Source organism: Chryseobacterium sp. FW101-FHT12H09 (assembly GCF_058790395.1).
Genome location: NZ_JBYTCP010000001.1, coordinates 66,545 through 88,179, shown reverse-complemented (window position 1 = coordinate 88,179; position 21,635 = coordinate 66,545). Strand labels below are relative to the sequence as shown.

At 37.4% G+C, this 21,635-nt stretch carries 22 protein-coding genes, 1 tRNA gene and 1 pseudogene; 8 read left to right on the top strand and 16 right to left on the bottom strand.

Annotated elements, in window-relative coordinates; genetic code table 11:
- Positions 1-37: 37 nt before the first annotated feature.
- The gene (locus AC3WRL_RS00380; protein ID WP_261511672.1) at positions 38-871 is read right to left on the bottom strand and encodes a sigma-70 family RNA polymerase sigma factor; all 834 of its coding nucleotides are present in this window, start codon (positions 869-871) and stop codon (positions 38-40) included.
- A 107-nt stretch (positions 872-978) separates the two neighbouring features.
- On the opposite strand from AC3WRL_RS00380, the gene AC3WRL_RS00375 reads away from it, so the two are divergent.
- Positions 979-1,542, top strand: a complete 564-nt coding sequence (locus AC3WRL_RS00375; RefSeq protein WP_214834221.1) for a Crp/Fnr family transcriptional regulator — start codon at positions 979-981, stop codon at positions 1,540-1,542.
- A gap of 98 nt (positions 1,543-1,640) precedes the next feature.
- Positions 1,641-2,030 carry a RidA family protein gene (locus AC3WRL_RS00370; protein WP_214834224.1) on the top strand — a complete coding sequence of 130 codons (390 nt, stop codon included), beginning with the start codon at positions 1,641-1,643 and terminating at the stop codon, positions 2,028-2,030.
- Between the two features lie 173 nt (positions 2,031-2,203).
- Here AC3WRL_RS00370 and AC3WRL_RS00365 read toward each other — a convergent pair whose 3' ends face one another.
- The gene (locus tag AC3WRL_RS00365; RefSeq protein WP_492329467.1) at positions 2,204-3,265 is read right to left on the bottom strand and encodes an NADH:flavin oxidoreductase; all 1,062 of its coding nucleotides are present in this window, start codon (positions 3,263-3,265) and stop codon (positions 2,204-2,206) included.
- 133 nt (positions 3,266-3,398) lie between these two features.
- On the opposite strand from AC3WRL_RS00365, the gene AC3WRL_RS00360 reads away from it, so the two are divergent.
- The 3 genes from AC3WRL_RS00360 (at position 3,399) to AC3WRL_RS00350 (ending at position 5,315) form a co-directional block, all read left to right on the top strand.
- Positions 3,399-3,746, top strand: coding sequence for a winged helix-turn-helix transcriptional regulator (locus AC3WRL_RS00360; RefSeq protein WP_214834230.1), 348 nt, complete (start codon positions 3,399-3,401; stop codon positions 3,744-3,746).
- A 238-nt stretch (positions 3,747-3,984) separates the two neighbouring features.
- The gene (locus AC3WRL_RS00355) at positions 3,985-5,043 is read left to right on the top strand and encodes a 3-oxoacyl-ACP synthase III family protein (protein ID WP_492329466.1); all 1,059 of its coding nucleotides are present in this window, start codon (positions 3,985-3,987) and stop codon (positions 5,041-5,043) included.
- Between the two features lie 187 nt (positions 5,044-5,230).
- A tRNA-Ser gene (locus tag AC3WRL_RS00350) sits at positions 5,231-5,315 on the top strand.
- A gap of 725 nt (positions 5,316-6,040) precedes the next feature.
- Here AC3WRL_RS00350 and AC3WRL_RS00345 read toward each other — a convergent pair.
- Positions 6,041-6,793, bottom strand: a pseudogene (locus tag AC3WRL_RS00345) (recombinase family protein); the annotation flags it as partial.
- Positions 6,780-6,974, bottom strand: a complete 195-nt coding sequence (locus AC3WRL_RS00340; RefSeq protein WP_492329465.1) for a hypothetical protein — start codon at positions 6,972-6,974, stop codon at positions 6,780-6,782. The gene AC3WRL_RS00340 and the pseudogene AC3WRL_RS00345, both read right to left, overlap by 14 nt.
- A 618-nt stretch (positions 6,975-7,592) precedes the next feature.
- On the opposite strand from AC3WRL_RS00340, the gene AC3WRL_RS00335 reads away from it, so the two are divergent.
- Positions 7,593-8,036, top strand: coding sequence for a JAB domain-containing protein (locus AC3WRL_RS00335; protein WP_492329464.1), 444 nt, complete (start codon positions 7,593-7,595; stop codon positions 8,034-8,036).
- A gap of 204 nt (positions 8,037-8,240) precedes the next feature.
- Here AC3WRL_RS00335 and traN read toward each other — a convergent pair whose 3' ends face one another.
- From traN to AC3WRL_RS00275, 12 genes are all read right to left on the bottom strand, one after another.
- The gene (traN, locus tag AC3WRL_RS00330) at positions 8,241-9,128 is read right to left on the bottom strand and encodes a conjugative transposon protein TraN (RefSeq protein WP_492329463.1); all 888 of its coding nucleotides are present in this window, start codon (positions 9,126-9,128) and stop codon (positions 8,241-8,243) included.
- 20 nt (positions 9,129-9,148) lie between these two features.
- Positions 9,149-10,456 carry a conjugative transposon protein TraM gene (gene traM, locus AC3WRL_RS00325; RefSeq protein WP_492329462.1) on the bottom strand — a complete coding sequence of 436 codons (1,308 nt, stop codon included), beginning with the start codon at positions 10,454-10,456 and terminating at the stop codon, positions 9,149-9,151.
- A 272-nt stretch (positions 10,457-10,728) separates the two neighbouring features.
- Positions 10,729-11,352, bottom strand: a complete 624-nt coding sequence (gene traK / locus AC3WRL_RS00320; protein ID WP_492329461.1) for a conjugative transposon protein TraK — start codon at positions 11,350-11,352, stop codon at positions 10,729-10,731.
- A gap of 15 nt (positions 11,353-11,367) precedes the next feature.
- Positions 11,368-12,360, bottom strand: a complete 993-nt coding sequence (traJ, locus tag AC3WRL_RS00315) for a conjugative transposon protein TraJ (RefSeq protein ID WP_492329460.1) — start codon at positions 12,358-12,360, stop codon at positions 11,368-11,370.
- 1 nt (position 12,361) lies between these two features.
- Positions 12,362-12,994 carry a DUF4141 domain-containing protein gene (locus tag AC3WRL_RS00310; protein ID WP_492329459.1) on the bottom strand — a complete coding sequence of 211 codons (633 nt, stop codon included), beginning with the start codon at positions 12,992-12,994 and terminating at the stop codon, positions 12,362-12,364.
- An 11-nt stretch (positions 12,995-13,005) separates the two neighbouring features.
- Complete coding sequence (locus AC3WRL_RS00305) at positions 13,006-15,522, bottom strand: TraG family conjugative transposon ATPase (protein ID WP_492329458.1); 2,517 nt, start codon at positions 15,520-15,522, stop codon at positions 13,006-13,008.
- Positions 15,485-15,850: a DUF4133 domain-containing protein gene (locus AC3WRL_RS00300; RefSeq protein WP_492329457.1), complete on the bottom strand. Its 366-nt coding sequence runs from the start codon at positions 15,848-15,850 to the stop codon at positions 15,485-15,487. The genes AC3WRL_RS00305 and AC3WRL_RS00300 overlap by 38 nt, the downstream gene beginning before the upstream one ends.
- A gap of 11 nt (positions 15,851-15,861) precedes the next feature.
- Entirely contained in the window at positions 15,862-16,167 is a 306-nt protein-coding gene (locus tag AC3WRL_RS00295; RefSeq protein ID WP_214834259.1) for a DUF4134 domain-containing protein, read from the bottom strand.
- A 686-nt stretch (positions 16,168-16,853) separates the two neighbouring features.
- On the bottom strand, positions 16,854-17,093 hold the full coding sequence (locus AC3WRL_RS00290) for a hypothetical protein (protein ID WP_492329456.1): 240 nt from the start codon (positions 17,091-17,093) through the stop codon (positions 16,854-16,856).
- A 381-nt stretch (positions 17,094-17,474) separates the two neighbouring features.
- The gene (locus tag AC3WRL_RS00285) at positions 17,475-18,026 is read right to left on the bottom strand and encodes a conjugal transfer protein TraD (RefSeq protein ID WP_492329455.1); all 552 of its coding nucleotides are present in this window, start codon (positions 18,024-18,026) and stop codon (positions 17,475-17,477) included.
- A gap of 3 nt (positions 18,027-18,029) precedes the next feature.
- Positions 18,030-18,455, bottom strand: coding sequence for a DUF3408 domain-containing protein (locus tag AC3WRL_RS00280; protein WP_492329454.1), 426 nt, complete (start codon positions 18,453-18,455; stop codon positions 18,030-18,032).
- A gap of 4 nt (positions 18,456-18,459) precedes the next feature.
- Positions 18,460-19,227 (bottom strand): ParA family protein, encoded by a 768-nt coding sequence (locus AC3WRL_RS00275; protein WP_492329453.1) that lies wholly within the window; start codon positions 19,225-19,227, stop codon positions 18,460-18,462.
- 667 nt (positions 19,228-19,894) lie between these two features.
- Here AC3WRL_RS00275 and mobA point away from each other — a divergent pair.
- Positions 19,895-20,326, top strand: coding sequence for a conjugal transfer protein MobA (gene mobA, locus AC3WRL_RS00270; protein WP_214834266.1), 432 nt, complete (start codon positions 19,895-19,897; stop codon positions 20,324-20,326).
- A 7-nt stretch (positions 20,327-20,333) separates the two neighbouring features.
- Complete coding sequence (gene mobB, locus AC3WRL_RS00265; RefSeq protein WP_492329452.1) at positions 20,334-21,614, top strand: conjugal transfer protein MobB; 1,281 nt, start codon at positions 20,334-20,336, stop codon at positions 21,612-21,614.
- Positions 21,615-21,635: the final 21 nt, after the last annotated feature.

Here is a 21,635-nt window from a genome sequence, read left to right as displayed (position 1 = left end):
TTTATTAAAGACAAGCAGCTCTTCTAAAACGTGACGATTATACCAATTTTTTTAATTTTTCAGGATCAACGATAGAGTAGATTTCCCGAATCATGCCTTCATGGTCAATATCTAAAATGTGACAATTGTAGATCTGATTTTCCCGCCAAAAGCAAATAGCGTGCTGATGATTGAAAATATGAAAAGTATAGGGTTTTTGATTAAGAAATTGCTGTTGTACATAGGCAAGTAGAGTAGCAGTGGCTGATTTTCCAACTTCAACAGCTTTTATAACACGAACCCGCTGCCCTCCATCTGCAGAAAGCCTGATGTCATTTAATAATAGCTCTTCAAGCATAGAAATACTTCCTTCGCTTAATGCCCTTTGATATTGGGAAAGCGTTTCATTAGGAATGGATGAGTTGATGTGATCCGGTATATACTGTACATTTTGAAGCTGTTTACCAGCTCTACTCAGTATTTTTCTTGAATTTTCTACAGAAATATCAAGAACTTCGGCAATCTCCTGATGCGAATAATCAAAACCTTCCTTTAAAATATATACGGCACGCTCTTTTCCAGACAGGCGTTCTAAAAGTACGAGCAACGTATAACGAGCTGTTTGTTCTTTTATAAGCTTAGTTTCTGCATTTTCAAGGGATAAAGGTTCAGGTAGCCATTCACCATACACCATTTTTTTGGTGTGCCTGTTTTTAAAGTTAATGGCATGATTGATCGTACTTTTGATTAAAAAGTTCTTTTCATTCCGTATATCGGTTTTATCCAGTGAAATATATTTTTCCAGCACATCTTGCACAAGATCCTGAGCATCCTCGTAAGAACCTGTAATATTATAAGCGTACGTTAAAAGTTGACGGTAATTTTCCTGCATGCTATTTCTTTTTAAGACCCAAAAGAGGGTGAAAACGTGACATCCCATAAATAAAGATGATCAAAAAGAGTAAAAGTAGTACTTTTATATTTTTGTAACTATAAACGATGCAGGATCCATTAAGAATACATATTGAAAAAGTTATTCCTCTTAGCGATGAAGAGTTTGCATTAGTATCCTCTTATTTCACAAGAAAAAAGTATAAAAAACATCAGTTTTTAATACAGGAGGGAGAGAAAGTTATGTATAATTATTTCGTATTAAAAGGGCTTTTAAAACTGGTCTATACCGACGATACCGACAAAAGTCATATTGTTGGGTTTGCAATGGAAGATTGGTGGGAAAGTGATTTTCAGGCTTTTTATACACAAACTAAATCAACAATGTCTCTGGAGTGTGTTGAAGACACTGAAGTTTTATGCCTAAGTCTGAATGACTACAGAAAACTGTGTAATGAACTTCCAAAGATGGAACGTTTCTTTCTTGAAAAAGCCTATTTCGGTTTTATAGCAGCGCAGCAGCGTATTATCTCTACAATGACTTCCAATACTAAAGAACGGTATGATAAATTGCTTGAAAAATATCCAGCATTGGTTCAACGCGTTCCAAAGTCTCTTTTAGCTTCTTATCTGGGTGTTTCCAGAGAAACATTAAGTCGCTTTTCTTCTTAAAATGTGATCTTCCTCACTCTATAATCGTGATGAAGGTCAAGAGATGATCCTGGGTATAAATTGCAATTTTGTCCTATTAATTTTATACAGTTAAAACAATGGAAAAAAGAACAATCAATCCCTGGAATTGGCAAAAAGAACGCAGCTACTCGCAGGCTGTAGAAGTAAAAAATGTTGAAAGTACATTATACTGTTCCGGTCAGGCGGCTATTGATCCGGATGGAACATCAAGTAATAAGGATATGAAATCTCAGCTTCAGCAGGCCATTGCGAATCTGGAAGAAGTAATCACTACTGCCGGATACGAATGTAGAAATATTGTAAGGTTAAATATATATACTACATCAACTAAAGAACTATGGCCCCATTTTCCTATTCTTCAGGAATGGATAGGCAGGCATAAGATTGAGCAGGCTGTTACCATGCTGGAAGTGACCGGATTATTTGAAACATTAACGGTTGAACTGGAAGCAACTGCTGTAAAATAATTTCAAAAAGTATTTTGAAATAAAACCTTCAAATCAAAGATTTGAAGGTTTTTTATGCCAGTAATTTCTAAAAACACTAAAGAATCCTTTTGCATATGGAAGCCAGGAGATCAGGCTTCCGGTTATTGAAGAAAATTATTATGATATAAAAACAGAAAAATAGTTTTAGAAGTTTAGTATAAAACGCCCATACTTTCCGCTGCGAAGCCTGAAAGCTCTTCTATTTTTCCTTCTTTTATTTTTTTTACCCATTGGTGGTCATTCAATAAGGCACGTCCTACCGCAACTAAATCGAAATCTTCTCTTTCTAATCTGCGTACCAATTCTGTAAGATCAGACTTTTCTGAACTTTCACCTGCAAAAGCAGACATGAAATCTCCTTTAAGACCCACAGAACCTACAGTGATGGTCGGTTGTCCGGTTATTTTCTTTGCCCACCCTGCAAAATTAAGATCTGAACCTTCGAACTCAGGCTCCCAGAAACGACGTTGTGAACAATGAAAAATATCTACACCTGCTTCTTTCAGAGGAAGTAACCAATCTTCCATCTCAGCAGGCGTTGTTGCCAACCTACTTTTATAATCCTGTTGTTTCCATTGGGAAAGTCGAATGATGATCGTAAAATCTTCCCCTACGGCAGCTCTTATCGCTTTGATAACATCTGTTGCAAAACGGGTTCTTTCTTTTACTGTTTTACCTCCGTATTCATCAGTTCTGGTATTAGTAACCTCCCAAAAGAACTGATCGATAAGGTAACCGTGGGCTCCGTGTATTTCAAGACAGTCAAATCCAAGGTCTTTTGCTGACTTAGCAGAAGCTGCAAATTGTTTTATAGTGTCCTGAATATCCTCTAAAGACATGGTGGAAGCTTTCTCCATTGAAACTTCAGGGTATTCTTCTGATGCTCTGGTATCACCAACATGCCATATTTGTGGTCCCATTTTACCCCCGTTATGATGAACCTGATCGATTACGTTTTTCCAGCCTTCTAATGCCTGGGTTCCATAGAAGTCAGGGATATTCTGCATATTTTTTGAAGCCGGTCGGTTAATTACTGTTCCTTCGGAAAGGATAAGTCCTACCTCTGAAGCTGCTCTTCGTGCATAATAGTCGGCTATTTTTTGTGTTGGTACTCCATTATCTGATTGTGCTCTGGTCATAGGAGCCATTACAATTCTGTTTTTCAGTTGTAGATTTTTATAATTAAATGGACTAAATAACGCGTCTGTACTCATTTTTTATTAATTTTATTATGATGTCAATTCTTTTGTTACACAAAGTAACTAATAATAATTCGTTTTTGTACCTGGATAAGAAAAAATTGTGGTAACTTTGACGTAACAAACAATAGTAACTTCTTAGTAACTTATGAGACACAATAAAATGACCCAAGGCAGTTGCCCTCTAGGGAAAGCCATGTCAGCATTGGGAAGTAAATGGAAACCGATCATTGTGATGGTCATTAAAGACCGTGTATTGCGTTTCGGACAGATCGCTACCCGTATCCATGTTATTTCAAGAAAAGTTTTGACGGATCAGTTGAGAGAAATGGAAGAAGATGGGTTATTAATTAGACAAGAATTTAAAGAATTACCTCCGAGAGTTGAGTATTCCCTGACAAAAAAAGGGCTTGCTCTTCTACCAATCTTACATCTACTGGAAGACTGGGAGACAAAATACGACGCGAAGGAAGTTTTTGTGGATGCAGCTGTATAAGATAAGTATAGTTTATGATCGATCTTTAAATCGGTCGTTAGCATTCCTGGCTATCTGCTAATCAGGGATTAAGGAATATTTCTAAAAGTTAAATGTAAAAATGGCTATGACATGCATAGCAGATTAAAGAGAAAAATGAGAGAATATTTTTCGCGAGATACTTTTTTTTACATTTAATCGTTATATTTAACGAATTAATTCTTAAATCAAAAATGAATTAAAGCATCATAACTTTTAAATGACTAGTAAAATCATCGGTGTAGGAAACTACATTCCCCCAGAAACCATTACCAATTTATTCTTTGATAAACACAATTTTATAAACAAAAGCGGCGAGTCATTAAAAGAGAGTAATGCCATTATTGCCAGTAAGCTAAAAGACATTACAGGTATTGAAGAGAGAAGATATGCAAGTAATGATCAGGTTACTTCTGATTTAGGTTTTATTGCTGCACGGGCAGCCATTAAGAATTCCGGAATTGATCCTGAAACATTAGATTATATCATATTTGCCCATAATTTTGGTGATGTACGTTTTGGAACAGTCCAATCAGATGCAGTTCCAAGTCTTGCCTCAAGGGTAAAACATCTTTTAAAAATAAAAAATAATTTTTGCGTAGCATACGATGTATTGTTTGGGTGCCCCGGATGGATAGAAGGAGTGATTCAGGCCAATGCATTTATAAAATCTGGTATTGCTAAAAGATGCCTGGTTATTGGTGCGGAAACACTTTCAAGAGTCGTGGATATTCATGATAGAGACAGCATGATATATGCTGATGGGGCAGGAGCTGCGATACTGGAAGTTACCAATGATGATATGGGTGTAAAATCCCATGTTTCAGCATCTTTTACATTGAACGAGAAGGATTATTTATACTTCGGAAAATCATATAATAATGAAAAATGTCCGGATACAAAATATATCAAAATGGAGGGACGGAAAATTTACGAATTTGCTCTTTCCAATGTACCTCTTGCTATGAAAAAGTGCTTAGATGACAGTGGTTATAGTGTCAGTCAACTTGACAAAATCATTATACATCAGGCTAATGAAAAAATGGATGAAGCCATAGTAAAAAGGTTCTATCAGTTATATGACACACCAATGCCGGAACACATCATGCCTATGGTTATTCAAAAACTAGGAAATAGTAGTGTGGCTACAATTCCATCTCTATTAACCATGATTTTACAGGATGAGCTAGATGCTCATGAAATCAACGATGGAGATGTGGTATTATTTGCATCTGTGGGAGCTGGCATGAATGTAAATGCATTTGTATATAAATTTTAAAATAGAGAATAAAATTTCAGAGAGGATCAATATCTTTCAATTTCTAAGATCTTGATTAAGAAATCAATCCAACAACCGGAAATTTAATTTTACTATTTTTATGCATAGACTGACAAAATTATTTTGTCAGAAATAAAAAAATCTTTATATTTGCACCACTGAAAACGACGGTGTAATCGGAGTTTAAGGAGAGATGGCAGAGTGGTCGATTGCGATAGTCTTGAAAACTATTGACTGTAACAGGTCCGGGGGTTCGAATCCCTCTCTCTCCGCTAAGAGGGTCTTCTACAAGAAGATCCTTTTTTTTTTCGTATATTAATAATCCTTTCTCTTTCATTTTCAGGTGGTTATATGATAGGGTGCCTAACATTGTAGGTGTTCGATAGATGCCCTTTTCATAATAAAGGTTGCTGTCGAACACCAGGTCAACAAATTCCCGCTTTTGAAGGGTATTGGCATGTGAGTAGATATAGCGCAGATCTGTTAATAACTCTAATTTATCTTCCAGAATACTAAATGCACGACTTTGATCTTTGCCAAGTCTTTCTATTGCCCTTCTTAGATTCATTATGTCTTTATTGTATGTTGAATACCAACGATCATAAGTATCTTTATTAATTTCATTCTTTATCCATTTTTCTTCAACCGTATATAATCTTGATTCGATTTCATCTAACTCCTTTTTCTTTTCACCGATCTTTTTACGGTTAATTTCCATTTCCTTATCAATATTCAGTTTGCTTTCTGTTTTGATTTTTTTTACCCTTAAAGGGCTTAAGCTCATTAACTCACAAACGGACAGAAATTGATCGTGGGCTTTTATCGCACTGATATTATTATGTTTGGAGTGTTTGCATTTGTAATAGTAGAAGTATTTTCCCGATTTGCTTCTTGATGGGGCACCAGATAAAGGGTGTCCACAATGGCATTTTAAAATTCCGCGGAGTGGAATTTCATCATCTAAGATTGTTCTTATTTTTTCAGGTCTTTTCATTTTTTCCTGAACCATTTTCCATGTGGTAATATCAATAATAGGTTCATGGTTGCCCTGAAAAAGCCCACCTTCATGTTCTTTGAATGCAGTAACTTTTAATAGTCCTGCATATATAGGGTTTTTAAGGACCCGCTCAACAGCCATACTTCCTTTTGTAGTAAAACCGAGTTGCTGAGCTTGTTCTTTTATTAAATACAGAGGTGTATTTCTGATGTAAGAATCATAAATAAACTGAATAATCTTAGCTTCTGTTTCTTCAATAACCAATTTTCTGTCTTTTCTCTCCCCTTGCTTTCTATACCCAAAAGGAGCATTTTTAAAAACAAATCTTCCTTCCTTGGCCTTAGCGGTATAGATTCCACCCTTTACTTTAATGCTTCTATTGATATTATCTTCTTCGGCTAGCAATAATTGCAAACCGGCTCTAAAGAAGCTTCCGGGAGTTTCATAATCAAACGTAATTCCCTCAGTAACACTTACAACCTGGATGTTGTACTTTTGTTGAAGAAGCTTGACCATACTCATGGCCTCTCCGGCATCACGGCTAAAACGATCAAGTTGGTCTAGAAGCAAATAATCTACTGTTCGATGGTGTTTGGTTATGAACTCCTTTAATTTAATAAAATCAGGGCGGTCAAATGTTTTGGCGCTTTTTCCCCGATCAATAAAAGTATCAACAAGTTCAACATTATTGTTTTTCAGCCATTGATCAGTATAGAGTTCCTGCCTTTCTATGGAACCATTACTCTGTCCCATTTGGCTGAACCTTAAATATCTTATTGCACGTTTCATAATATTCCTTTAAAGTTGATGATACAACAATTTCTATAATCAATCTTTCGAATGCATCCTCTTTTTCCTGTTCTCTCTTAGTCTGTAATTCTTTAATGTTTTTATCTATCTCAGGAGTCGTTGATTCATTTTTATTAGTTCCCATTTCTTTCTATTGCTTAGATTGCCCCTTACTGCGTTTTTCAGGTTTGGTCTAAATCTAGAGGAGAAATGAAACACCTTATGTAGATAGGAAACATCTTTCGTAGTTAGGCATTTATTGACTCACCACTGCATATTGTCTTCTTATGACGGTTGAATTTACAATGATTTTAAAATAACTATTGCTTTCTAAAAAAACGCAAATTGTAAAAATAAATTACAAGTTGCCATAAAAATATTAAAAAAAACTTTAATTGAAAATTTAATAATTGAGGATTGGATTGATTCTTTTTATCATATAAATAATTTTCACAATCAACCGGTAAAAAGGCAGCCAAGATATAGCGGCCAATCCCTTTCTTTTTCCTGCCAAAAGACTACGGCATAAACGGTTTCCTCCCTAAAGGTGCCTTCCATTTATTCCGTTTCCTTTCGGCTTACTGCATTGCCCGCTTACATTATCTGCTTTCTTTTTTCCGGTTTTTCTTTTGAAAATACTTAACGAAGCCTGACAAAGACTTTAATAAAAGCAGAGGCGGAAGATTGAGAAGAGATCTAATTTGAAATTCGAAAAAAGTAAGTGCGGGAAATGAAAGTCTCTGCCGTACTCAGAGCAAAAAAGATGAAATTTAATGTTGTCAATGAAATTAAATTAAGTTATTACAGAAAAGGAAATTCTGAAAGGTTAATCACCAACTCAAAGGATGCTGTTGATGTATTTCGGGAGCATTTTGATAGTGATGAAATTGACTATCGAGAGTCATTTTACACACTGTATTTAAATCAGGCCAATAAAGTCTTAGGCATTAAGAGAATTTCGGAGTGTGGGATCACTTCGGCGATCGTAGATGTAAGGCTTATTATGCAGGCCGCTCTATTGTGTAATGCATCATCCATTATTCTCGCACATAACCATCCCTCCGGAAATCTAAAGCCTTCAGCTGAGGATATGAAAATAACTCAGAATATAAAAGCAGCTTCAAAATTTCTAAACATACAATTGCTTGATCATTGTATTTTAACCTCTACTGAGTATACATCGTTTTCCGATGAAGGAATGCTATAGGTACTTGTAAGACATAATAAAAAGAACGGCGATGTTTAATTGCCGTTCTTAGCCTATATGTATCGGGCGAAAAGAGCACTTCTTCTTTACAATCAGAAGTGCCTTTTCGCAGTAGTTAAATTGCCTTTTTTAGTATGAATTCACTGATCAATTGCCTGAAGTCATTGATCTGATCATGGTAATTTTCTGATTGTTATCTTCATCTTAGTTTAAGCTTTCGATAATTGCGGCATTAATCAAATCAGTATTTTTAACGTGAATTTTCTGATGACGGCTGCCGTCTTTTTCGACGACTTCGATTTCCAACACCTGACCTTTCAATAAAGTAAATTGATTGAGAAGATAGACAGCTTGTTCCTTTGTCTGATATCTGACTGTTTTGTCCGGCAGGAATGTTCGGAGTGGCACCAATAGTTTATCCTGTATAACCGTACGCTTCAGTTTCTTTTTATCGGTTATCTTAAAGTTGATAAAATCAATGCTATAGTTGATATTACTGAGGTTCTTAACCAACAGGATAAAATAAAATTTTCCTTCATGTACATACAACGATTTTAAACTAAGCTGAATTCCGGAACTTTTTGCCTTGATATGTTTAATGTTTTGTTTAGGGCTTTTGTGGAGCATCTTCATAATAAGTTCGGTATCTGATGACCTCTCTCCTCCAAGTTCTTCGAATTGTGCATGAGTAGAATGTTTTTTTTCTACAGTTTGTTGCAGTTTCAGGAGATCATAGTTCAGTATGTCGGGATATGAACTGTACGACACATCAAAGTTGTAGAATTTTCCATCCTGGGTAATAACGGAAAAGTTTGTTTCTTCTTCAAAGTCCCTTACGGCAGATTTTATTCTAAGTACATTTTCTATATCTTGAGCTTTATTGGCAATAAGATGTTCACTTCCTAAATCGACATATCGTATGGGCGAAGGAAACAGCAAATGGGTTGTTTTATCATACGTAACTTCCATTTTGTAAGGCTCCAATCTTGTTTTATACAGTGAAGGAGTTTCAGTAGTTTCCTGGGCTTTTATTATACATGTAAAAAACAAAATGAGCACTGCTGAAAGCCATTTATCAATTATTGTTTTCATTGCTTTATATTTTCAATTAACTATTTTTTTGAAATTAAGAATACCTGATGTCCGGCTTTTACGGTGACCTTAGGTGATTTTACCCTTTTCCGGAAATATCCTGACACTCCCTGAACCAGTCCTTTTGTAAGATCAGCGGCAATTTGTTGTCCTGCAGACTGGGTCATCATAATATTAGTTCCTGATGATTGACTCATATTAGCGAGCATATCGGTAATCGCGTTTTGTTCAGGAGAATAAGGGATATATAATCCTGATTGTCCATCATTATCATGAATGGTGATATCAACAGGTTGTATAGATCCGTCATATTCGATAGCAGATATTTTTAACTCTAGTCTGGCACCCTGGAATTTCCCCGTAGCTTTTAATAATGTTCCCGATGGAATTCTGGAATTTCCAATCATCATAGGCTCAAGAAGTCTTAGGGATAATATACTTTCAGGTGTCATTACTTGGGTTTCATGAATTACTGCACGGATGCTGTTTTTCCTTTCAAAACCTTGTGGATTTACATTTTGGATCCCTGTAAACCGGTTATGATCAGGACGGGCCAAAAGCATACTGTCAGAAGGGTAGCGGTATAAACCGGAAACGATATGATTAGTGATAGGCTTTATTGAAGCTATCTCAGCCTTATTATGATCTGTTTCTTTTTTTTGAATCTCATTATTATCAGGATCTTCATTTTTGGGTAAAGGCAGATATTTTGCTGCCATCTGATAAGATTTTTCCATTAGTTCAAGCTGATCGTTAATTCCTGAACTGACCGGAACCATATCTTTTTGCATCGCTCCATGCCTAAGTCTGCTGATCTCCTGCTTAAGTTGATCAATTTCCTGATTGTCTCTCTTGTAAAAAGAGCCTAATGTCTGCTGTGCAGCCTGGTAGCTATTAAATGCATTACGGCCTGTAACCATATTAATTTTGGAGTTTTCAGCTACATCGGGGTGGAGGGTTTGGTTCTTCAAGTCAGTGGAATGATCCGGATCATTCCAATAATCAGATAAACTGGTTAGGGCTTTTCTTTTTTCTTCATTTTTTTGCTCCAACAGATCCTGTTCATAAGCTTTCTGTTTGTCAGGCTGAAGTTGATCATTGGCCGCCTGAGGAACCGCCGTATTAAAACCCGAATTCCCGGTGATGACTTGGTTTTTATTGGGCTTAAAGATCAAATATAAACACCCGGCGCAGGCAATCCCCATTAAGAGATAGATAAGAGGCTTCTTTAATTTTTCCAATTGCTGTGTCCCGCCCTCTTGATCATCATCTGGATCTGGGGAGTTTCCTTCTGTTATTCTGATAGTGGTTTTACTTAAATCTTTCATGGTGGGAATTTTTTTCTTGAATGGGTGTCTTTTGATTCTTAGTGCGGTTTTCAATCCGGAGAGTTCTTATATGTTCCACGGGAATGGTACTATTTCGACCTGCCAGGTTCAACCCGATATGCAGTATGGAAAAAATACTTAGCAATAGGTACATTGCAAAAATGATTTTTATTATTCGCCGGCGCCTATAATTAGGTAACGTCTTCCATTGTTGTTCCATCTCCCTGGCATAGCAGTTTATCGCTTTTCTGAATTCTTTCATAGTCGTTGATTTACCGTTCAACAGTTTCGATATCCTTATTCTCAATAACACTGAATTTCTCAATGGTAAATCCCTGCGGGTTATTATCTGATCTCACTGAATTGACAAGTGAGCAGATGGTGATCAAACTTCTTATGGTCAGATTGCTTGAGCGTATAATGAACTGCCTGGCGTAGGTTTTCACTGGATACGGATAGGTGTTGAAATCAGCGATCACGCTGTCCACCTCAATCCTTTGTTGGATGTTTCCTGAAATAATTCTATTGTAATATCCTTTTTCAGAAAGGTCTTTATAATAATTAAATGCGGATTGGTCTGCCAGATTGAAAGCCCTTTTGACATTGCTTTCAATGGCATTTTTGTCAGGTGCAATGGTAAAGAATAGCTCATGGAAACGTCTTGTATGCTCTCTTGCCTCTACAGGCCGGTTGATAGACATATCCTGAGATAAGGCCAGCATTAAGGATTTTCCATTATCCAATACGTAGATTTTCTTTCTCTGCTCCTCAGCAAATCTATAAGAACGGTATATGGCAAATAGCGCAACACTCAGACAAAACACCGTAAAGACAAAAGTAAATAACCTGATCTGCTTAAAGCTGTTTTCAATATTTCTTAAGGTCTTAAATTCCATTGTAATTTGGTTTTATTATTTAAGTAATTTTCCCGATATATTGCCTGTTGCTGATCCTGCAGCAGCGCCTGCAATATTTCCAGATTTCTGGGCAGTCTGGTTGACATTGCGCATAAAATTGCCTGCGCCTCCTGCCTGGATGACCCAGCCTGTAACGGTTGGAACCGTAAAGTAGCCGATGATTCCGATGATCATATAAATGATGTATACGGTATTGGACGTATCGGGAATGAAATCAGGATCCGAGAGCATCTCGATATCCCGCTCCAGGATAAGGGATTGCATCTTGGCAAGTATCGTACTGAACATGTCTGCAACCGGAAGCCAGAGGTAAACGCTTACATATCGGGTCAGCCACTGGGTGAGGGTAGTCTGAAAACCATCCCACACAGAAATCGAAAAGGCTATCGGTCCCAGGATGGACAGTACAATGAGAAAAAATGTCCTTATGGTATCAATAACCAATGCTGCTGCCTGAAACAATATCTCCAGGAATTCACGGAATCCGTCCCTGATATCTTTTTTAATGGCAAACATTTCCCTTTCGATGTACATACCTGACATGGTAACCAAATCTGAAGGGGACCAGCCAAGCTCTTCCAGTTTTTTGTCAAACTCTTCATCAGAGATTAGATAGGCCATTTCCGGATTTCTGAGCATGGCCTCCCTTTCCAGCAGGTCTTTTTTTTGCTGCATTTCATTGAGATCAAGAACCTGGCCTTCAAGCATGGAATGACTGCCTTGTACGATAGGACTTAAAACAGCATTGATGCTTCCCAGGACAATCGTTGAAAAAAACATAATACAGATTCCGATGGCAAAAGGGCGTAACATGGGAAACAGATCAATAGGTTCGGCGCGGCTCAGTGCCTGCCAGACCTTAAGTGAAACGTAAAATAAGGCTCCCAGCCCGGCAACTCCCTTTGCCACTGCTGCCATATCAGCACAGAAGGGCATCATCTCTTCATAAACAGATCGGAGTACTTCGTGTAAGTTATTGGGTTCCATACTACCAGTATTTTTGATTGGATGTTCCGTAGAGGCTCAAAACCCTTTGTGTATTATTGTGTTTCTTAGCTCTTAAATAGCTTACCGAAATATTTTTATTCGTATAGTATCTTACCAGATTATAATACTCCTTAACCTCTTTGTATACCCTGTCAATGACATCCATACGTTCCTTGTCATTAAGTGATAAACCGGTTGAGGACACGATTTGCCTGAGCTCTTTAAGCAGTTCGGTGCTTTCGGTAAGCAGTGCCGAATATCCATTGGCTATTGCGGTCAGTTCCTGGGTGTTAAAGTTGGGGTCATTAAGCATTTTGCCAAAATTATTGACGTAGATTTCCGATACATCGCCTACCAGCAAAACCGTTTGCTGGACTTTGCGGGCATCCTTAACCAGGTTGTTGACTGCTTTTAGCTTGTCATAATATTCTTTACCCTGTTCATAGACTTTTTTAACTTCATTAAAGTTTTTGATTACATTGGAGACCGTCGATGAAGTCTGTACAATTTCATTGGCGGAATTCAGGATTCCGGAGGCAAGATTGGTGGGATCTGTAACCACAAATTGAGCTTTAACGAATGTTGTTGCAGCAATTACTGCTGCTAGTAATGTTGTAATGATTGGATTTTTCATTGTTATACATTTTAAGTGATTGGGTTGTCTTTATTTGTTCTGATTCTTTTAAGGGATATTCTTTTAATAGCATGTTCAATATTTCCGGCGAGTTCGGATGCCAGGTTCATGACCTCCATTTTTTCAGATTCTTCCGTAGTGTAAGCAAGGTATTCTTCTGTGGAAACCTCAGTTGCGTAAACGGCAGAATGAGTTCCTCCCAATCCAATCCAGACTTCTTTATAAAGCCTCTTAGGATCGTTATTCATATTGATTGAAAGGACCTGGGCTTTTTCTTTATCCGTTAATCCGAGCATAGCCTGGATATCATCGAACTTGTTCATATATTTTCGCTGGTCAAGTAAGATCTTACAATCGGAATTATTAATAATACTTTCCTTAACAATGGGGGATTGGATGATATCATCAACTTCCTGAGTGACTACAATGGCTTCTCCAAAGAATTTTCTTACGGTTTTGAATAGGTATTTGATGTATTCTGCCATGCCTTCCTTAGCAATAGCTTTCCAAGCCTCCTCAATCAGTATTAGTTTTCTGATCCCTTTAAGTCTTCGCATCTTATTGATGAAAACCTCCATGATGATAATGGTTACAATAGGGAAAAGGATCTTATGGTCTTTGATTGCATCGATCTCAAAGACGATAAAGCGCTTGGATAACAGGTCAAGCTGCCTATCTGAATTGAGAAGGTAATCGTATTCGCCACCCTGGTAATAAGGCTCTAAAACATTAAGGAAATTAGCAATATCAAAATCTTTTTCCCTGACATTCTTCTGTTCAAGGATGCTTTGGTAATCTTCTTTTATATACTTGTAAAAGCCGTTAAATGAGGGGATCTGCTTGCTGTTTTTTATTTGATCGATATAACCGCTTACGGCATTGGATAAAGCAACTTCTTCAGAACGGGAAGGCGGTTCATCATCTCTTTTCCATAAGGTGAGGATCAGGGTTTTGATGCTTTCTTTCTTTTCAATATCAAATATTCCGTCATCGGTATAAAAAGGATTAAAGGCAATGGGATGATCTTCCGTATATGTAAAATATACCCCGTCTTCTCCTTTTGTTTTACTTTTAATCAACCCACTCAGACCCTGGTAAGAATTTCCGGTATCAACCAGCAGGACATGAGCGCCCTGTTCATAATACTGCCTTACCATATGGTTGGTGAAAAATGATTTTCCGCTTCCTGAAGGCCCCAGGATGAATTTATTTCGGTTCGTGATAATTCCCCGCTTCATGGGAAGATCAGAAATATCCAAATGGATGGGTTTACCGGTAAGCCGGTCAGCCATCTTGATTCCGAAAGGAGAGGGAGAATTTTGGTAATTGGTTTCCTGAGTGAAAAAACAAAGAGCCGGCTCAATGAAGGTATAAAAGCTTTCTTCGCTTGGAAAATCACCTGCGTTTCCAGGAATTCCGGCCCAATATAGAGTTGCCGCATCAGTTGTATTATGGCGCGGTTTACACTCCATTAAGGCTAACGCGCTTCCCGTATCGTTTTTAAGTTGTTTGAGTTCACGGGTATCATCAGACCATACCATCACATTGAAATGTGCCCGGATCGACTGCAGTCCAAAAGAATGGGCTTCATTGAGGTATTTTTCTATCCATTCCTTGTTGATCTGATTGGCTCTGCTGTATCTTGCCAGTGAATGCATATTTCTGGCTGACTTTTCGAATTTTCCCAGATTATCGTCGCTGTTGTCAATGAACAGATACTGATTATAGATATGATTGCAGCTTAGTAAAAGTCCGACCGGAGAGGCAAACGATAATAAACAGTCACTACGGTCCGTACTTAACTTTTCATACCGGGCATGTGATGACACTGCTGCCGGCAGATCATCCGCATCAGATAAGGTATGAATACTGATCCGATTGTTACCGATACGAACCTCTTCAGCTCCAAGCTGCAGATCCTGAAGGGGTATGCTGGATTCTCGGGATAGGGTAAGATATTGTTCCAGGAGTCCGGACTCATTTTCAGTACCTGTAATCTCGTCTGCCGACATTTTCTTCAGATAAATGTAACCACTGTCATTCATAATCCTTTCGAACTGATCAACAGCTTCCATAAATCTACCGACAACCTCACTATCCCTGATTTCTTTCGGGATGAGTTTGCCTTTGCACAGCGATGAAAAGTTGCTTTGAGTTCTCATCCGCTCTTTAGTGGTTTTGGTGAGAAATAGATAGCAGTAATGATTCAGGAAGGGTCTTTCATTAAAATGACGTTCAAAAGATTTTGATAAAAAACTTTGGTCTTCCAATGATAAATCAGGCGTGTAATTTTCTTTAATATACCAATCCTGTTTATGAACCACCGTATAATCGGGAAGGGTCTTTACCGCTTTAAACCATGTGGAATGAATGGCTTCATATTCTGGTGATGCGATGGTAAAGAGTTCCGGTAACCTCACCTTAAAGCAGACTGTGATATCGGCATCCTTAGATATAATGCAGTTATCTTCTACAGCAAGCAGTGGGAATTTACTCTCCAGGGTCGCTGCTTTGGAGCTGTTTCTCATATGAATGTTTTTTAGGGGTTGCTTTTAAATATCTGAGTATGGGTTTGCGGCTGAGTATGTACCTGGGATGCTTTTTCTTTGCACCCAGTTTCATGAGGCCGTGCTCACCGTATTTTCTATTCAGAGAGAAAGTCTTCCAGATCAGAATACCACTGCCTGAGCTCCCTGTTAATAAACAGATATAAGTATTAATGCCTGTCATATACAGTAACATCACCAATAGCAGTATTCCCAACAGTCCACCTGCAAAAATAAACAGGTACTGTGCCTTCAGGCCTTTGAATTCGACCGATCTTCCAATTCCTTTGTTGATGAGATAAGTATTCATAATCAAAATTCTTAAAGGAAGAATGAACGCAGGATGGTCGCTGCTACAATAAGGAATATACAAGCTCCAAACCAGCTGGCAGCCGTTTTTGAGGTATCCGGGTCACCACTGCTGAACTTATTGTAGACCTTAACACCTCCGATAAGTCCCACCACGGCTCCGATAGCATAGATAAGCTTGGTCGCCGGGTCAAAATAGGAAGTGACCATCTGGGTAGCTTCCGTGATGCCGGCGCTGCCATTTCCCTGGGCCTGCAAAAATCCATTAATCAGCACAGCTACCGATAGCAGTAAAATCTTTTTTCTTTGTTTTTCCATAATTGAAATATGTTTAATTGATTGTAATGAGCCGGCTCATTGCTGGCTTCATGACAAAATTGTGGTGAAAATCGATCAGTATTGGTGAATTGGCTGTACGTACATTGGTTTGGCAGTAATTGTCTTTATAAGAATAGTGTATAAGAAAAGCAGCGCCAACTCAGTTAAGGTTGGCGCAGTTCCTATTTAAAATTGAATGATCAGATGCCTAGTCCCCCAAAATTAGTTTCTAAAAATGGGCAGGCAGCTTGTATGTTCTGAAGGTATAGTTTTTGTATTTCTATATTAAACGAACAAGATTATTCTGTATGAAGTCAAGATTTATTCTATTTTGGCAAAAATATGCTCCATACATTGAGTTATTATGGATTATACTTTTACTTATCGGGAATACCTTTATGAAATATTCCATGACCTTTAAAAGCATTGCGGTAGGTGGTTGGATTGTTTGTGTGATAATGTACATCCTTACGGAAAAAAACTATCGGACAGTACGGTTCTGGCTCTTTTTGATATTAGGCCTGATCCTTGCGATTAATCAGACTCTTCAATTGATTAATATGGCAAATTGAAATAGGAGATCAATGGAATTTCTATTTTTCCGGATGTATTTTATCCAAATAACCCAGACATGTCGCCTCGTAATAATCTAAATATCCTTTAAATAATTTTCGGCATCAATGGTTTTAATATAATCTTTGATTTTCCTGAGATTGGCTTCCTGCTTTTAATGGATAATCTACAAGAATTAAGGCCTCAACTAATAAAATTTTACCTGAGTCAATCATTTGCAGTAGTTTTTCCCGATCAGATGTTGCATCTACAACAATTTTAAAAGCAGAAAAACTATCATAAATGGCCCCTAAAGCTTCATTTCTATAAATGTCGAGGGTTTCCTGTAATGTTTGAATGTTTATTTTTTCCAAATATAATAATTAAAACTGTCTGTAACTTACTCTATTGGTTGTTGAGGGTCTGCTAAATAAAAAGCCCCTCCGGGGAAGGGCTTAAAAAACACAAATAATGTAAAGAAAATTACATTGTGATTAAAGATACTGAAAATCCTTTAAATAAACCTTTATGATTCTGGTCATAAAAGAACTTAAAATGAAAAACGTAAATTTGAGTAGAGAACCTAACTAATAATTTTTCATCGTTTTTACATCGTAGTGCTTCCCTCTTTTGGGAAGCTTTTATTTAAAACACTTTTTTAAGTATCATAAATTTCACAGCTCTTGGAGTCTTTCAATCAAGAAGGGCTTCTTTCTATGGTGGGCAATTTGAATATCATTATTCAAATTTAATCATCAGATAAACTCTTCAATATCGAAATTTTCAAAATCTTCTTTCCGTAAAATGGAAAAACTGCTTTTGTCTTCAACTGTAAAACTATTATCCAATAGTTCTGCTATTTTATGAGCGGTATCTTCCATTGAATTTTCCAGTAGGTTGAATAGTGCAGTTCCATGTATCTTTTGAAGGATAGCAGAGGTTGTTTCCTTTTGAGACGGTGCCAGGCTTTCTCTATCGAGGTCTCTCTCCACGCTGCATAGTTCTTCAAAAGTGACACCTTGGGCAAGACTGTTACCATCACTGATTATCCTGTGCTTTTTCCATTCTTTTTCCTCTTCCTCAAAATCAGGTTGGATACTTAAAATATTTTTCTGTTCTTCCTTTGGATTTTCGGTACCTTTTGATACCAAACGTTTTTTCGTTGACTTGGACTGTCCCATAATTTCAGGGGGATGTGGGACTGTTTTTTCCATATTTCTTTGTGTAACCCTTTTATTGATGTATATCTTGTCCTGTATGAGCAATACGATAATAACCATCAGGCACATCATTATTATAATTTCCATGACTTAAAGAATAGGTTTGTATTTATTGTTGAAACTAATGGTAATCTGGTCCCCAAATTCATGAAAATGATATTCAAGCAAATTATCCAAGTACGCATAGATAGTGAGCTTATCTTCACCTATGACCTGTACGATACGGGATAGTTTTTCATGAAAATCAGGTCTGATATAAACCGTTTTACCATCACGGGCGTTTGTATCGGGCTTTTTGAAAAAGAGAGTTTCATAATCGGGTACGGGTATTTTTTTTGCTTTAACCTTTTCTTTTCCGCTAGGTTTTTGATTGGGAAGGTCTGCATCATCCATATGGTCTTGGATTGGTTCCAAAGGAATTGGTAGTCTGTCAATTTTCACCCCCTCAACCATAAGGTTCATCATTAATTCTTCATCAATATCAGGTTGGGTATTTTTTGTTTTATCTTTATCCATACAGCTATAATTGAATGATTTCTAAAAACTCCTCTATGAAAATATCCAGTTGGCACGCCCTCATTAGCCGTTCATCTGAAGGGAGTAAAGTAGAACGGAAGACATTTTTGCTGTCTAATTCACTTTCTTTACGGAATTTGCTGCTTTTCTTGACCTGGCTTTTCATCAGATTTAATCCCAATTGTCCGATAAGCTTATTGTAAACCTCGTACAGAGCTGTATTCTCTCTGCCATCTACCTGGTTCCAGAACAGGTTAACGGATTTTATTGAAGTTTCTCCTTTTTCCATAATTACATTTTGCAGGAGTTGGGTAAATATAAGGGTGCTCTCCATGACCATGCGGTCTGCGGTTATAGGTGTGAAAATGTGATGCATCCCTGCCAACGTTCTGAGGATACCCGGAGTATTCACAGTTCCCGGGAGATCAAAAAATAATACATCGATAGGTATATTTGATTCGCTTATCCATTTGTGGGCGGCTTCAAGTAAATATTCCGCTTTGTGTTGCATGATAGGATAGGCTTTTTTGCCGATGGCAGTAAATTGTTTATAGGCCATTCTTTTCAGGTTCTCATTTTCCATGACCATTGCCAGATCACGGGATTTCATTTTCATAAGGCTGTGCTGAGGAAAATCCGCATCGAATACAGCGACATTATATCCCATACGGTAATGCATGATGCTTGCCACCAAAGAGGTAAATGTGCTTTTACCCACACCGCCTTTTTGAGAGGAAAAAGCGATAAATACTGGTTTGTGTTTTGAGTCCATATTATAAATATTTGTAATTGTACTTTCTTGTATTGTATCAATTTGTCTGTATCAATTTGTCTGTATCTATTTAGCTGCATATTCACTACGAGATATAGAAGTCTAATTATAGGTGGACTTCTGTACTTAGCCAGATACAAGAGTTTTTTTTTATATACCTGTGCCCGGTAGTGGGTAAATGGATAAGCAGCTATTTCTATAAACATATATTGATAATTATATTTTTCTGCTTAATACCCTGAATAGGTATCTCATTACATGTACATCCAACTTTATCCCTATATATTGTTATAAGTGCAAAGAAATGCACTTACTTATTTGCAGTACATAACGATGGAACACATTGGCGTTTAATAGGATGTATTTGGGACTCTTACGTGTTGGGTTTTACCATCAACAGGCCTTTACTTTGCAAGAGATCACAAGTGCCTGATGTAATAGAAATGACGATGAAGCATCTGGTAATTTACTTTACAGGCCAGATACATTTTTTACAGTAATAGTAAATCATTAAGGCAGCATGATTTTTTGTGTTCATCAGAACACGGCAAGTTGTGTTTTGAGTGCCTCATAACTGTTTTGGGTGCCTCAAAACAACTTGCCCTTGCAGGGAGCTTAAAACTTGCTCCGAAGTCGAAGTTTTATGAATAATTAAATAGGGGCAGACATGGAGAATAAAAACAATAATTATAAGAAGAAAGGTGGTCGAAAGCCAAAAATGAATCCAAGTATTCATCGTCATGTTTTCAGGCTTACTGATCAAGAAAATGATAGGCTGATATCGCTTTTTGAAATGTCGGGAATGACCAATAAAGCAAAGTTTATTGTCTCGGTGCTGTTTTCTAACGAAATAAAAACGGTCAGCATTGATAAAGGCTCTGTAGATTTCTACATGCGGTTAACATCCCTTTATACACAATTCCGTTCAGTGGGAGTGAATTATAATCAAATTGTGAAATTGTTGTATAGTCATTTTTCTGAGAAGAAAGCGGCGGCATTTCTTTTTAAGCTGGAAAGGCAAACCGCAGAAATGGCATTATTATGTCAAAAAATAATTGAGATAACCCAGGAATTTAACCGACATCATTTGAAAAAATAAGAAGGAAATGATAGCAAAAATTGGCAGGGGAAGTAATTTATATGGAGCCTTGGCATATAATGTGGCTAAAATTGAGAAGGGTAAAGGAGAAATTCTGTTGACAAATAAGGTAATTGAAACGCCAAGTGGCAGGTATACTGTTTCGCAATTGTCCAAATCGTTTGAGCCTTATCTTGTTGCAAACCGGAATACCGAAAAGCATACGTTACACATATCCCTCAATCCTAATCCGAAAAATGAGGTTGATGATGAATGCTTCATAGAGATGGCTCAAGACTATATGCGGGAAATGAACTATGAAAAACAGCCCTTTGTTGTATTTAAACATACTGATATTGATCGCACCCATATTCATATCGTATCAGTTTGCGTGGATGAAGATGGGAGAAAAATTTCAGATAGGTTCGAAAAAAAAAGGTCAATGAATATATGCAGGGAATTGGAAAAGAAATATGGTTTGTTATCTGCAACAGAAAAGGATTCCCTGAAAAATGAAATGATTTTTAATCCTGTGGATTACCGGACTGGAAATATTAAAAGACAGATTGCCTCTGTTGTAAGGCATTTGCCGGAATATTACCAATTTAAAACATGGGGGGAATATAATGCGCTGCTTTCCTTGTTTCATATTACGGTTGAAAAAGTAGAGGGTGAAATGAATAGCGAGATAAAGCGTGGTCTATTATATTTTCCGCTGAATCAGCATGGTGAAAGGGTAGGGAATCCTTTTAAAGCATCTCTACTGGGTAAAAATGCAGGTCTTGATACTTTGGAGATGTACTTTATAAAATGTAAAGAATTGTCAACAAATGCTAAGGCTATAGAGGATATCAAAACGGTTATAGATCATGCTGTAAGGTTTGTGGATAATGAAAGAGACTTTAAAAAGCTTGTAGCCAGTCAAGGCATCAGTACTGTAGTTCGCAGGAATGAGACAGGACGCGTATACGGGATCACTTTTATTGATCATCATTCAAGAATAGTCTGGAACGGCTCAAGCTTAGGAAAATCTTTTTCTGCGAACTCTTTTAATGAGCGATGGATGGACAGATTCCAACCTGATAAAAAACAAAAATCATGGGTGAACTCTTTAACGGATAAGGATTTTATAACCCCGGAAGACCCCCATTCTTTGTTTGCCTTTTTAAGTGCCGGACAAGTCCCTGACCCGTTTGATGACCATCTGCTTGAAGGAATAGGGGGGCTATTGGCTTTCGAAAATGAAGAAGACCATCAGGAAGAGGACTTTGCCCATCGAATGAAAAACAAAAGGAAACGGAAGCGATAGAAGGCAATAGATATTTCAGCT